This is a genomic window from Pseudomonas sp. FFPRI_1 (assembly GCF_055384485.1).
Window position 1 is genome coordinate 2,719,915 of the sequence record NZ_AP029168.1, and the last position, 14,377, is coordinate 2,734,291.

Below are 14,377 nucleotides of genomic sequence, written 5' to 3' on the forward strand. Positions count from 1 at the left end.
TGCTTGGCGCTGAATGCTATGCAGGAACGCTGCCTCGGGCTGGTCCTGCAAAACAACCGGCTCTGCGTTCATCAGTGTGACGGCTCCCTGGAGCGTCCCAGCGGAGGACGAGAGCTGCAGGCGATACTCGCCATTCTGGTGCAACGAATGCAAGCTGCCTTGGGTCAGGAAGAAGTCTTTGACTACCACTGCGCTCGAGGGCGCATTACTGAGATTCAGGTGCAGGTCGTTATCGATACGCTGGGTAAGCACATGATCGGCCAATGAGGCATTGTCTTGCTGGGTGACAATGTAGCGAGCACCGTCCATAGCCTGAATCGGCTGGCTTTCCGTGCTCTGCTCACTCATCGGATAGAAGTAGAGCGTGTTCCTATCATTGATAAAAGCGAAGTTCATTGCATGCATCTCATGGTTGATATTAAGAAAAACAGACGAGGAGGGCCTAAGCCCGGTCTAGCGGTAGTGGGCGACCCCTGGGTCGCCCGGGTTGGTTCAAATAAGCTCGACCGTGACACCGACTTGAACGAGTACCTCGGTGTTCATGATCGAGTGGGTGTAGACCTGATACTGAATGCCGCTTGCAGTGAGCGGATCGCCACTGGTGTTCCATTCACCAATGTCCATGCCGTTGGGCAGCAGCGTGCTGAGCTGGACTACGTCATCGGAGTCGCCTGTAACCCCGATTTGCAACTTGCCGCCCATGACCCAGTAGTTTGTGGTGCCCAGGTGCAGCACATCGCCTAGAGAGACCTTGAGCGTGTTGGCGCCAGTGCCAGCAAGTTCGAAGCTCTCGACAGAACTCAGGCGTGTACCCAGTGCCGTGAGGTCCAGTACCTGGTCTTGGCCTAACAACTTGAGCGAGTCTCCGCCGCCGCCGTTGCCTGCGATCAACTTGATTTTGTCCAGTACGCTGACATCGGTGATTTCATAGAGGTCGTTGGCATTCGTGCCGTAGATCTCGGTCTCTTCACCAGTGATCCGATAGACGAATCTTGGTGGCACGACGATGGGCGAGCCATTGATATCGGCATTGACGTAGCCGGAGGGGTTGCCGGCTCGGTCGATGGTGGCGGCGCCAACGATGGTGATCGACGGGTCCAAGGTCATTCTCACGCTGCCCGCATCGAAGTCTTCCTGGGTAAGTATGTGCTCGTAGCGGAAATCACCACGGTTGCCGACGATGATCAGGCGGTCACCCACCTCCAGTTGCATCTCCGGACGCCCGCCAAGAGGCGGCAGGCCGACCAATACATCGCCATCGATCAAGGCAACCGATGTCGGACGCAACGGCAAGAAGCGATCCCATGTCACGTCTTGCGAGGTTATGGAGCCAGATTGGCCTTCGGCGTTCGTTACTCGAGTCTGGATGTTCCAGAGAGAGTTCTCGTTGGCGCGGATGGTCCGATCTTGGAATACCCAATGCGTACCCTGAACAATGGCGGCGCTCCAGGTAATGCCACCGTCGACCGAGACCTCCACACGTTCGCCGGCATTCAATGCAGAATCCAGCTCACCATAGATCGGCTGGCCAGGAAGACCGTCGTTGGTAATGAAGTCATAGACGTCGATGCCCGTGTCCCGGCCCAGGTAAAAGCTGCTTGCGCTTTGGATTGGAGCAACCACCGCAGGAGTAACCACAGTGATGGTCCACAAGTCGGAAACCAGCGAGGGGTTGCCCGCTTTATCCTGGGCGACTGCGCTCAGGTAATGGGGTCCGTCTTCCAATTCGGCGGTGAAGCTCCAGCGACCCTGGTCATCGACTTCGGCTTCACCCAGCAGCTGGTCGTTATCATAGATAAAGACACGCGAGCCGATTTCGGTACTGCCTGTCAGGGTCGGAGTCTTGTCATCCGTTGTACCGCCCTGTGCTATCGGCCCCGTCTCGTCGCCAAAATCGTCATGGATTTCATCGATGGTCGGAGCGTCGGGCCAGGTGGTATCGATCTCGACATTCCAGCTCGGCGAAGGATTGGACTGGTTACCGGCCGGATCCTGCATGACCACGTTGAACGCGTAATTGCCTTCGGCCAGTTCGGTTTCTGGTGTAAACGACCAGGAACCGTCAGCTTCGGTGATGATCACACGGCCGACTTCTTCGTTGCCGTTACGGATGATCACGGTGTCGCCAACCACGCCGGTGCCTTTGAAGGTCGGGGTGGTGTCATCGGTGACGCCGTTTTCAGCGATCGGGCCGGTGATCGAGCCCGCGTCGTCAATGATCTCGTGCAGGCCGTGACCTTCGTCACCCAGCACCGGATCGCTTGGCGCAACGGTGTCGATTTCGACGTTCCAGCTCGGCGATGGTTTGGACTGGTTGCCCAGTGGGTTCTGCATGATCACGTTGAACGCGTAGTTGCCGTCGACCAGTTCGGTTTCCGGTGTGAACGACCAGGAACCGTCAGCTTCGGTGATGACCACGCGGCCGATTTCTTCGTTGCCGTTGCGGATGATCACGGTGTCGCCAACCACGCCGGTGCCTTTGAAGGTCGGGGTGGTGTCGTCGGTGATGCCGTTTTCAGCGATCGGGCCGGTGACTTCGCCAGCGTCGTCGATGATTTCGTGCAGGCCATAGCCTTCGTCACCCAGTACCGGATCGCTTGGCGCAACGGTGTCGATTTTGACGTTCCAGCTCGGCGAAGGATTCGACGGGTTGCCCGCTGGGTTCTGCATGATCACGTTGAACGCGTAGTTGCCGTCGACCAGTTCGGTTTCCGGTGTGAACGACCAGGAACCGTCAGCTTCGGTGATGACCACGCGGCCGATTTCTTCGTTGCCGTTACGGATGATCACGGTGTCGCCAACCACGCCGGTGCCTTTGAAGGTCGGGGTGGTGTCGTCGGTGATGCCGTTTTCAGCGATCGGACCGGTGATTTCGCCCGCGTCGTCGATGATTTCGTGCAGGCCGTGATCTTCGTCACCCAGTACGGGATCGCTTGGTGCAACGGTGTCGATTTCGACGTTCCAGCTCGGCGAAGGCTTGGACTGGTTGCCCGCCGGATCCTGCATGACCACGTTAAACGCGTAGTTGCCGTCGGCCAGTTCGGTTTCTGGTGTGAACGACCAGGAACCGTCAGCTTCGGTGATGACCACGCGGCCAATTTCTTCGCTACCGTTACGGATGATTACGGTGTCGCCAACCACGCCGGTGCCTTTGAAGGTCGGGGTGGTGTCGTCGGTGATGCCGTTTTCAGCGATCGGGCCGGTGACTTCGCCCGCGTCGTCGATGATCTCGTGCAGGCCGTGACCTTCGTCACCCAGTACGGGATCGCTTGGTGCAACGGTGTCGATTTCGACGTTCCAGCTCGGCGAAGGATTCGACTGGTTGCCCGCCGGATCCTGCATGACCACGTTGAACGCGTAGTTGCCGTCGGCCAGTTCGGTTTCTGGTGTGAACGACCAGGAGCCATCTTCGCCCACGACGGCGCAGCCAATTTCTTCGCTGCCGTTACGGATGATCACGGTGTCGCCAACCACGCCGGTACCTTTGAAGGTCGGGGTGTTGTCGTCGGTGATGCCGTTTTCAGCGATCGGGCCGGTGATTTCGCCCGCGTCGTCGATGATCTCGTGCAGGCCATGACCTTCGTCACCCAGCACCGGATCCATAGGCGCGGTAGTATCGATCTCGATCCTCCAGATTGGAGAACGGTACGCCCCCTGGAATTCCGGGTTGTCTATGACTACGTTGAACGCGTAGTTGCCGTCGGCCAATTCGGTTTCTGGTGTGAACGACCAGGAACCATCGTCGTTCACTAAGGTGCGGCCGATTTCTTCCTCACCGTTGCGAATCATCACGACGTCGCCAGGCACGCCGGTGCCTTTGAAGGTCGGAGTGCTGTCGTCGGTGACGCCACCATTGGCAATCACGCCGGTTATGCTTCCGACATCATCGATGATCTCGAGTAGGGCGTACGGATGCGCGGAGTTGATCTTGATAATCCAGTCGGGAGACGGCTGCGACTGGTTCCCTGCCGGATCCTGCATGACCACGTTGAACGCGTAGTAGTCGTCGGCCAGTTCGGTTTCTGGTGTGAACGACCAGGAGCCATCTTCGCCCACGACGGCGCGGCCAATTTCTTCGCTGCCGTTACGGATGATCACGGTGTCGCCAACCACGCCGGTGCCTTTGAAGGTCGGGGTGTTGTCGTCGGTGAAGCCGTATTTAGCGATCGGGCCGGTGACGTCACCGACGTCGTCGATGATCTCGTGCAGACCGTGACCTTGGTCACCCAATACCGGGTCCATGGGTGGGGTGGTGTCGACTTCGAAGTTCCACTCTGGGGAAGGGTCGGACTGGCGGCCGAGTTCGTCCTGGATGATGATATCGAGCTTGTGCTCGCCTTCTTCCAGCTCGGGGGTGAAGGTCCACTTGCCATCGTCGCCGATCACGACTTCGCCGATCACTTCGCCCTTGTCGCGGATGATCACGGTATCGCCGGGATTGCCGCTGCCGTTGAGGGTCGGTGTCAGGTCGTCGGTGACGCCTCCATTGACAATAGGCCCGGTGATCGTGCCGGTATCATCGATGATTTCGTCAATGACCTGGGACTCTGGGCGGACGCTGTCAATAGTGACGATCCACTCCGGAGAAGGGTCGGACTGACGGCCGAGTTCGTCCTGGATGATGATGTCGAGCTTGTGCTCGCCTTCTTCCAGCTCAGGGGTGAAGGTCCACTTGCCATCGTCGCCGATCACGACTTCGCCGATCACCTCGCCGTTGTCGCGGATGATCACGGTATCGCCGGGGTTGCCGCTGCCGTTGAGGGTCGGTGTCGGGTCGTCGGTGACGCCACCACTGACAATAGGCCCGGTGATCGCGCCGGCATCATCGATGATTTCGTCAATGACCTGGGACTCTGGGCGGACGCTGTCAATAGTGACGATCCAGTCCGGGGAGGGGGCAGACGTATTACCCGCCGGGTCCTGCATGATCACGTTGAAGGCGTACTCGCCATCAGGCAACGCGCTGTCGGGGGTGAAGGTCCAGGTACCGTCTTCGCCCACTAAGGCGCGGCCGACTTCTTCATCTCCATTACGGATGATCACAGTATCGCCAGGTTCGCCGGTACCATTCAGGGTCGGCGTGTTGTCGTCGGTCAAACCGCCACTGGCAATAGGCCCGGTAAGGGCGCCAGCGTCATCGATGATTTCGTGCAGGCCGTGACCTTCGTCACCCAGTACGGGATCGGTCGGAGGCGTCGTGTCAACGATGATCACCCAGGTGCCTTCCGGATAGCTTATTTTCCCGTTCTCGCCACGGATGAGGATGCCGATCTTGTGCTCGCCATCCGTCAGTTCGGTTTCCGGGGTGAAGCTCCAGGTGCCGTCTTCGCCCACCACTGCGGAGCCGATCTGCTGGTTGCCATCAAAGATCATGATGGTATCGCCGACATTGCCCTTGCCATTGAAGGTCGGGGTGGCGTCATCGGTTAGGCCGCCATTGCTGATCTTGCCAGTGATCGGGCCGAAGTCGTCGATGACTTCATCGATCACATCAGTAACGTTCAGCGGAGGCACTACCACTACCGGAGGTACTGGATTGGACGGCGCGGGTGCTGGGCTACCTCCACCGTTGCCACCCCCACCACCACCTCCTCCACCACCTCCTCCACCGGCGGCACCCAGGGCCGTTGCGCCACCGGCGGCGCCAAGGGCCCAGGGCAGCAGGGCGAAGGCTGCGGTTTCTTCAAGTCCACCAATCTGCTCGCCACCCAGGGCCAGTTCGGCGTTTTCACCGTCCTGCAGCAACCAGGCAGCGGTGCGATCTTCGCCCGAGGTGGCATAGGCGTAGTAGGCCCCATCTTCAGCTTTGCCGATGAGCTCGGAGTGATAGTCGAAGAAGTCCTCGATGACGAGACTAGGGTCGTCCGGATTGTCGCCTTCGAGGAAAAGCAGCAGGTTTTTGCCGGAACGATGCACTTTAACTTTATGCGGAGCGATCCCCGAATCCTTATCGGCAAGGACGTACTTGCCGTCAGGCGTTGCCTTGATCGTCAGGCGAGCGCCTTTGCTATCTGGCTTCAGCGGTACTACTTGCTTGATGTCCTTGCCATCCATCAGCAGAAGTTGAATCGATTGCGTTGTCATGAGCGTGTTTCCAGAGTTTGAGTTGATCTGTCAGTCATATGCACCGGCAAGGCGAGAAGGGCTGCCAAATGCATGAAAGTTGAGGACGAGTGGCTCAGGAAAAAGGAGTCATTTGTACTGAGCCCGGCGAGGTTGCCGATGCATCCAGATCTTGTTCCACGAGGTGTATTTAATCGGCACCGTCCTGACGGCGCTCCCTGATTAGTCTGAAACTGTTGAGTGCGCTTGGTGGTCCGGTACTAAAGGCTCGAATGCACAGCTTTTCAGGCCTGTAACGTCACAGAGAAAGGGGCGAACTCGATGCTGTTTGTTTGCATCGTGTATGAATACCCATTGAGAAGGGGGGCTGCCGGGGGAGGGGATTTATGCAGCCATAAGAAGGCTTGAAATCGTCCGGTTCTGGCCGGTCTGGCAGTGTTCAGAAGCGAACGCTTGTTGGGCGTTAACGTCTGTATAAGATTGGGTTGGCTTGTAAAAAAAGGCCTGCCCTGGGGCAGGCCTCTCTCTGGATCAGGTTGCTTACAGAATGTTGACCTGGACGTTTTGCTCGACCAGAAGCTCTGTGCTTCCCGACAGGTAGGCGTGGTAGATCACGCCATCGATGTTGGTTTCACCGCCATCGGTCCAATTGCCGGCAGGGCCTTCCTTGAGCTGCAGGGTGCTGGAGGCATCGCCCTGGATGACGAATTGTTGCTTGCCATCGGCCAGCAGCAGGTTCTCCACGGTGAGTCCTTCCAGCGATTGCGCACTCAGGCTGATGCTGTTGGAGCTGTCCTTGCCCAAGTCGATTTTCTCGATACCGGTGATCCGACCTATCAGCTCATCCAGGTCGATGCTCATGTCCTTGGCATCCAGCAGCAACACGTCGACGCCTTGGCCGCCATCGATCAACTTGAAGGAAGTATCGCGGATGCCGATGAGGTCATTGCCGTCTCCACCGCGTACTTCAGACAGGGTGTTTTCGTTCAGCAGCACACCCTGCTCGGAGCCATCGTCAAGCAGTATCCACAGCGCAGTGGGGTCTGGCTGGTTGTTACTGCTTGCTGTAAGGGTATGTGATGGCGCGTCAGTCTGGGGATGCACGAGAGCATTGTGTTCGGTGCCAAGAGTCAGGGTTTGTACATTAGATCCTGCGTCTTTTTCGGCTGCGGCGATGGTATCCGAACGAGTGTCCTCGGAGATGCTAGCGGTGGCGATCAGCCCGACATCGTCGAGTACTTCGGTGATTAATGGTGCAGTGCCTGGGGCTACCACGGTCAAGGTGAAGAACGTTGATGATATAAAGATACTAGTACTATAGGTGGAGATTACAATTTCCAAGGTGTACGTTCCAAGTGGCAGATCCGCACCAGGCTGGATTTCAAACTTGTCAGTAGGAAGTAGAACTTCACTACCATAAGATTTGCCGTCAACAAGTAATCTGATTCTACGTACTGAGGGAGAATAATCGAGTTCGCCAATGAACATGGGCCTTCTGTCATCGGTGATCCCTCCATTGATGATCTCACCCGTGACGGGGCCGACGCTATCAATCACTGAGGTGATGTAGACTGGGTCTGGTTTCACGGTGAAACTGAAGTTGGCGTCCGGGCTGATGTTGCCGGCAGCATCGGAAGCGACGACCCGCAGATCGTGCTTGCCGTTAGCCAGCGCTTTATCGGCTGGCACGGTAAAGCTCCACTGAGTGCCGGTGACGGTGGCGTAGCCCAGCAGAGTGTTGCCGTCATAGACTCCTACGGTGCTGCCGGCCGTCACGGTGCCTTTGAGTGTCGGTGTGTTGTCATCGGAGATACCGTCACTGGTGATCTGCCCGGTGTAGGCGCCGAAATCGTCGAGTACCTCGGAGATCACTGGCGCGGCGATCGAGGTTTTCACGGTGAAGCTGAAACTGGCGTCCGGACTGGTGTTGCCGACAGCATCAGAGGCGACGACCCGCAGGTTGTGCGGACCATCAGCCAGCGCTTTATCGGCCGGCACGGTGAAGTTCCAGCTGGTGCCGGTGAGCGTGGCACTGCCGAGCAGTGTCTGGCCGTCGTAGATGTCCACCTTGGTGGTGCCCGCGGCGACGGTGCCGTTGAGGGTCGGCCGGGTGTCGTCGGAAGTGCCGCCATTGATGATTTGCCCGGTGACACTGCCGACATCATCGACCACGTCGGTGATCACTGGCGCGTCCAGTGAGGTTTGCACGGTGAAACTGAAGGTGGCCTCCGGGCTAGCGTTGCCTGCACGGTCAACGGCAGTCACCGTGATCTGGTGCAGGCCAGAGTTCAGGGCTTTTTCCGGCGTGAATGTCCATTTTCCGCTGGCATCGGCAGTGGTTTGGCCAATCAGTTGCGCGTTGTCGTAGATGAAGACCTGGCTGTGGGCTTCGGCGCTGCCGGAGATCACGGGTTGCGTATCGTCGGTGACATCACCCGAGGCCAGAGGCCCCTGGAGCGCGCCGACGTTGTCTTCGACCTGCTCAATCTGCGGCGCGGCAGGGGCTTGGGTATCGATGGTAAACGGATAGGTGGCAGAGCGTGGTCCGATGTTGCCCACGGCGTCCACGGCAGCGACCGAGAAGCTGTACTCGCCGTCGGCCAGGTTGAACAGACTGGTCGAGAAAGACCAGTTGCCCTGGCTGTCGGCCCGCACCGAGAACAACGCTTCGCCATTGAAGTAGATCAGTACGCTGCTCTGGGGCTCGGCCTGACCACTGAAGAACGGACGATTGCTGTTGGTGAAACCACTTTCTTCGATCACTTCGCCCGTGGCGGAGCCAGCACGAGGGGGCGCGAGTTGGGCCTGGGGGGGAGCAGTGCCGTCGAGCACCAGGGTAAAGGGTGGCGAAAGCAGGGCGCCAGAGCCTTCACCGGCCTGGACCCAGAACACGTGACCGCCCTGGATCATGCCTTCGGGGGTAAACGACCAGCGGCCATCACTGCCGACGTGGATTTCTTCCACGGGCTCGCCGTTATCGAAGAGGATCAGTGTGCTGTTGGGGGTGCCAGTGCCCACGAGTCTGGGGTTTGGATCATCGGTGAAACTGCCGGAGCTCAGGTTGCCGGTTGCATTTCCGACGCTGTCGACGGCATTGAGGATAGTGGGTATTTCCATGCTGTTGGCGGAGGCGAAGGTGGTCGGTTGCACGCTGCTTTCATCGGATGCGATGAACATTTGCATGGCTTCGGCGCGGGCTTCGGTGGCCGCGGTAACGGCCGCGATCGACAGGGCCTTGAGGTCCTGGTCGGGGTGGCTGATTGCCAGCAGCAGGCTCAGTTCGGGATGCTCGACTTGAGCGGCCACGGAGCCAAGGCTTTGCGAGGTGAAAGTCACTGGGCCTTGGGCGATGGGCTGTTGTGCGTCCACTGCGCGAAGGAATTGGCCATCGGCGCGCAACAGGTGCAGGTGACTGTTCTGACTGAAGAACTGTTCCAGGGCCACGGCTGGAGAGGCAGACTCCTGGGCTTTGAAGGAGAGCAGCAGATCATCGCCAGCGCGTTCGGCCAGCAGCAGGTCATCCAGGGACTGCTGTTGCTCGACCAGCACGTACAACTCATTGGGGCGGGCGACCAGCATTTGTGTCGGTGCATCAGTGCTCAAAGCGCTGATATGCATCGTCGAATCGTCGGCGATGACTGAAAAGCGGATAGAGCTATCGATAAGAGTTTTCATGGATATCTTGGGTAGGACACATAAGAAGTTGATGTTTAATACAGCGCATAGCTGTCTGATCGACTTGCCCGTATGCGGAAGCTGTCCGCCTGCCTGCTCATCGTGTTTGCGAGTTGCCGTCTCAGGGTTCAGGGCAAGGTGTTTTCCAGGCCCAAAATGAGGTGAGGCGTCATGAATTATTCGCATTGCGAGGATAGGTAGATAGGAAAAGGAGGTGTATCTGATCCGCTTGAAAGCCGAGCCTCGATTACTTGGACTGGTACTAATTGTTGGCGGCAGAGAGGAAAGGAGTGGCTATTGCCAGGACATAAAAAAGGCCTGCCCTGGAGCAGGCCTCGCTCTGGATCAGGTTGCTTACAGAATGTTGACCTGGACGTTTTGCTCGACCAGAAGCTCTGTGCTTCCCGACAGGTAGGCGTGGTAGATCACGCCATCGATGTTGGTTTCACCGCCATCGGTCCAATTGCCGGCAGGGCCTTCCTTGAGCTGCAGGGTGCTGGAGGCATCGCCCTGGATGACGAATTGCTGCTTGCCATCGGTTGGCAGCAGGTTCTCCACGGTGAGACTTTCCAGCGATTGCGCACTCAGGCTGATGCTGTTGGAGCTGTCCTTGCCCAAGTCGATTTTCTCGATACCGGTGATCCGACCTATCAGCTCATCCAGGTCGACGCTCATGTCCTTGGCATCCAGCAGCAACACGTCGGCTCCTTGGTCGCCATCGGTCTGTTCGAAGGAGGTATCGTGAGTGTCGTTTACGTCATTGGCATCATCAACGACTCTCCCGAACAACGGCTGCTCGTCAATCGCAAGACTGGGCGTGGTCGCGTTGGCTGTTGAGGTATGTGAAGGGCTGTCGGTCAAGGCGTAAGCAGCATGATCACTCGACTCGGAAGTCTGCTCTTCGGCAGCAAAAACTGCTGCGGATCGAGGGCGCGGCCAGCTTGGATTACCGACGATGTAATCATCGGTAGCATACGTAGCGCTAACGTTGCCTGCTTTGTCTACTGCCTTAACGTAGAGCCAGTAATAACCTACGCTCAAACCACCCGCTTGCCCTCCCAGGGTATGCCAGTAGCCATTAGCATCGGCGACGCCAGTCCATTGAGTCCAGGTTTTACCATCAGTGATATTCGTTACAAAAATAGTGATAGCGGCTCCCGGCTCGGTGTATCCGTCCAGCTTCATGTTCGAGTCTGATTGCACGTACCATTTTTTAGGCTGTCTGGAACTGCCAATCGCCGTTCCCCAGGCATCGTAAACGTTGAAATGCGCAGGGCCCGGCGCAATGGTATCAACGGTTAGCGAAAAGCTGTTCGACTGCAGCCCTGTTCCGGACACGGAAGCGGTGAAGGTGTGAGTACCATTGGCCAGTGGAGAGGGTGGAGTAAACGTCCAAACGCCGTCAGTTCCAGTTGTTACGGTGTAGGACTGGGATCCGTAACGAATGTTCACGTTTACCGATGCAGAAGCATGACCGGAAATTGTGGGCTGAGTGTCGTTTGTGAAACCGCCATTGACGATCGTGCCAATGACCGGCTGTTGATCGTCGTATGCAGAGTCAATGGTTAACCGGGTACTGACTGTGAGTCTGAAGGTAGCAGCTGGGCTGGTGTTACCCGCAGCGTCAGTGGCGATTACACGTAGATCATACAGAGCGTCGGCCAGTGCCGTTAGCGGTGTGAAGCTCCAGGTGGTGCCGGAGACGATAGCGTTGCCCAGCAGGGTCTGACCGTTGTAGACCCGCACGGTGCTGCCAGCGCTGACGGTGCCACTCAGGGTTGGAGTGGAGTCATCGGTGATGCCTTTGTCAGGGATCTGGCCGGTGACGCTGCCGACATCGTCGATCACGCCGATGATCACTGGTGCGGCGAGCGAGGTTTTCACGGTGAAGCTGAAGCTGGCGTCCGGGCTGGTGTTGCCGGCGCTATCGGTGGCGACGACCCGCAGGTTGTGTGGACCATCAGCCAGCGCTTTATTGGCCGGCACGGTGAAGTTCCAGCTGGTGCCGGTGAGGGTGGCACTGCCGAGCAGTGTCTGGCCGTCGTAGATGTCCACCTTGGTGGTGCCCGCGGCGACGGTGCCGTTGAGGGTCGGCCGGGTGTCGTCGGAGGTGTCACCACTGGCAATGCTGCCGGTGACGCTGCCGACATCATCGATCACGCCGGTGATCACTGGCGCGGCGATCGAGGTTTTCACGGTGAAGCTGAAACTGGCGTCCGGGCTGGTGTTGCCGGCAGCATCGGAAGCGACGACCCGCAGGTTGTGCGGACCATCAGCCAGCGCTTTATTGGCCGGCACGGTGAAGTTCCAGCTGGTGCCGGTGAGGGTGGCACTGCCGAGCAGTGTCTGGCCGTCGTAGATATTCACCTTGGTGGTGCCCGCGGCGACGGTGCCGTTGAGGGTCGGCTGGGTGTCGTCGGAAGTGCCGCCATTGATGATTTGCCCGGTGACACTGCCGACATCGTCGATCACGCCGGTGATCACTGGCGCGGCGATCGAGGTTTTCACGGTGAAGCTGAAACTGGCGTCCGGGCTGGTGTTGCCGGCAGCATCGGAAGCGACGACCCGCAGGTTGTGCGGACCATCAGCCAGCGCTTTATCGGCTGGCACGGTGAAGTTCCAGCTGGTGCCGGTGAGGGTGGCACTGCCGAGCAGTGTCTGGCCGTCGTAGATATTCACCTTGGTGGTGCCCGCGGCGACGGTGCCGTTGAGGGTCGGCCGGGTGTCGTCGGAGGTGTCACCACTGGCAATGCTGCCGGTGACGCTGCCGACATCATCGATCACGTCGGTGATCACTGGCGCGTCCAGTGAGGTTTGCACGGTGAAACTGAAGGTGGCCTCCGGGCTAGCGTTGCCTGCCCGGTCAACGGCAGTCACCGTGATCTGGTGCAGGCCAGAGTCCAGGGCTTTTTCCGGCGTGAATGCCCATTTGCCGCTGGCATCGGCAGTGGTTTGGCCAATCAGTTGCGCGTTGTCGTAGATGAAGACCTGGCTGTGGGCTTCGGCACTGCCGGAGAACACTGGCTGTGTATCGTCGGTGACATCACCCGAGGCCAGAGGCCCCTGGAGCGCGCCGACGTTGTCTTCGACCTGCTCAATCAGCGGCGCGGCAGGGGGGTGGGTATCGATAGTAAACGGGTAGGTGGCAGAGCGTGGTCCGATGTTGCCCACGGCGTCCACGGCAGCGACCGAGAAGCTGTACTCGCCGTCGGCCAGGTTGAACAGGCTGGTCGAGAAGGACCAGTTGCCTTGGCTGTTGGCCTGCACCGAGAACAACGCTTCGCCATTGAAGTAGATCAGTACGCTGCTCTGGGGCTCGGCCTGACCACTGAAGAACGGGCGATTGCTATTGGTGAAACCACTTTCTTCGATCACTTCGCCCGTGGCGGAGCCTGCACGAGGGGGCGCGAGTTGGGCCTGGGGGGGAGCAGTGCCGTCGAGCACCAGGGTAAAGGGTGGCGAAAGCAGGGCGCCAGAGCCTTCACCGGCCTGGACCCAGAACACGTGACCGCCCTGGATCATGCCTTCGGGGGTAAACGACCAGCGGCCATCACTGCCGACGTGGATTTCTTCCACGGGCTCGCCGTTATCGAAGAGGATCAGTGTGCTGTTGGGGGTGCCAGTGCCCACGAGTCTGGGGTTTGGATCATCGGTGAAACTGCCGGAGCTCAGGTTGCCGGTTGCATTTCCGACGCTGTCGACGGCATTGAGGATAGTGGGTATTTCCATGCTGTTGGCGGAGGCGAAGGTGGTCGGTTGCACGCTGCTTTCATCGGATGCGATGAACATTTGCATGGCTTCGGCGCGGGCTTCGGTGGCCGCGGTAACGGCCGCGATCGACAGGGCCTTGAGGTCCTGGTCGGGGTGGCTGATTGCCAGCAGCAGGCTCAGTTCGGGATGCTCGACTTGAGCGGCCACGGCCCCAAGGCTTTGCGAGGTGAAAGTCACTGGGCCTTGGGCGATGGGCTGTTGTGCGTCCACTGCGCGAAGGAATTGGCCATCGGCGCGCAACAGGTGCAGGTGACTGTTCTGACTGAAGAACTGTTCCAGGACTACGGCTGGAGTGGCTGGCTCTTGGGTGTTGAAGGAGAGCAGCAGATCATCGCCAGCGCGTTCGGCCAGCAGCAGGTCATCCAGGGATTGCTGTTGCTCGACCAGCACGTACAACTCGTTGGGGCGGGCGACCAGCATTTGTGTCGGTGCATCAGTGCTCAAAGCGCTGATATGAATCGTCGAATCGTCGGTGATGACTGAAAAGCGGATAGAGCTATCGATAAGAGTTTTCATGGCAACCTTGGGCAGGACACATAAGACGTTGATGTTTAATACAGCGCGCAGCTGCCTGATCGACTCGCCCGTTTGCGGACGCTGTCGTCAGCCTGCTGATCGTGTTTGCGAGTTGCCGTCTCAGGGTTCAGGGCAAGGTGTTTTCCAGGCCCAAAATGAGGGGAAGCGTCATAGTTTTTCGCAGTGTGCAGGGTAGGAGGGGGGCGAAAGTCGAAGCTATCTGATTGATCTGAAATGATTTGTCTGCATGGGTGTCATTGTAAGAAAGCTGCCGAGTGGTCAGATAACGTAAGGGGGGACGCCGGCTTTTTCTCGATTCAACTGAGGTGTTGGCTACGCCCTGCTTTAGATG

Annotated in this window: 5 protein-coding genes; 2 read left to right on the forward strand and 3 right to left on the reverse strand. The window is 58.5% G+C overall.

From position 1 onward, the window contains the following. Nucleotides 1-3: 3 nt before the first annotated feature. The gene (locus tag ACZ5BO_RS12315; RefSeq protein WP_464700014.1) at nt 4-267 is read left to right on the forward strand and encodes a hypothetical protein; all 264 of its coding nucleotides are present in this window, start codon (nt 4-6) and stop codon (nt 265-267) included. A 225-nt stretch (nt 268-492) separates the two neighbouring features. On the opposite strand, the gene ACZ5BO_RS12320 is transcribed toward ACZ5BO_RS12315, so the two are convergent. The 3 genes from ACZ5BO_RS12320 to ACZ5BO_RS12330 all read right to left on the reverse strand — a co-directional run bounded on the left by ACZ5BO_RS12320 (nt 493) and on the right by ACZ5BO_RS12330 (nt 13,656). Beyond that, nucleotides 493-6,084 (reverse strand): Ig-like domain-containing protein, encoded by a 5,592-nt coding sequence (locus ACZ5BO_RS12320; protein WP_464700016.1) that lies wholly within the window; start codon nt 6,082-6,084, stop codon nt 493-495. Between the two features lie 519 nt (nt 6,085-6,603). Continuing rightward, nucleotides 6,604-9,738 carry an Ig-like domain-containing protein gene (locus ACZ5BO_RS12325; RefSeq protein ID WP_464700017.1) on the reverse strand — a complete coding sequence of 1,045 codons (3,135 nt, stop codon included), beginning with the start codon at nt 9,736-9,738 and terminating at the stop codon, nt 6,604-6,606. Between the two features lie 354 nt (nt 9,739-10,092). Further along, a complete protein-coding gene (locus ACZ5BO_RS12330; protein WP_464700019.1) occupies nt 10,093-13,656 on the reverse strand; it encodes an Ig-like domain-containing protein in 3,564 nt (1,187 codons plus the stop codon). On the opposite strand from ACZ5BO_RS12330, the gene ACZ5BO_RS12335 reads away from it, so the two are divergent. Beyond that, the gene (locus tag ACZ5BO_RS12335; protein WP_464700021.1) at nt 13,636-13,992 is read left to right on the forward strand and encodes a hypothetical protein; all 357 of its coding nucleotides are present in this window, start codon (nt 13,636-13,638) and stop codon (nt 13,990-13,992) included. The genes ACZ5BO_RS12330 and ACZ5BO_RS12335 overlap by 21 nt on opposite strands. Nucleotides 13,993-14,377 lie beyond the last annotated feature (385 nt).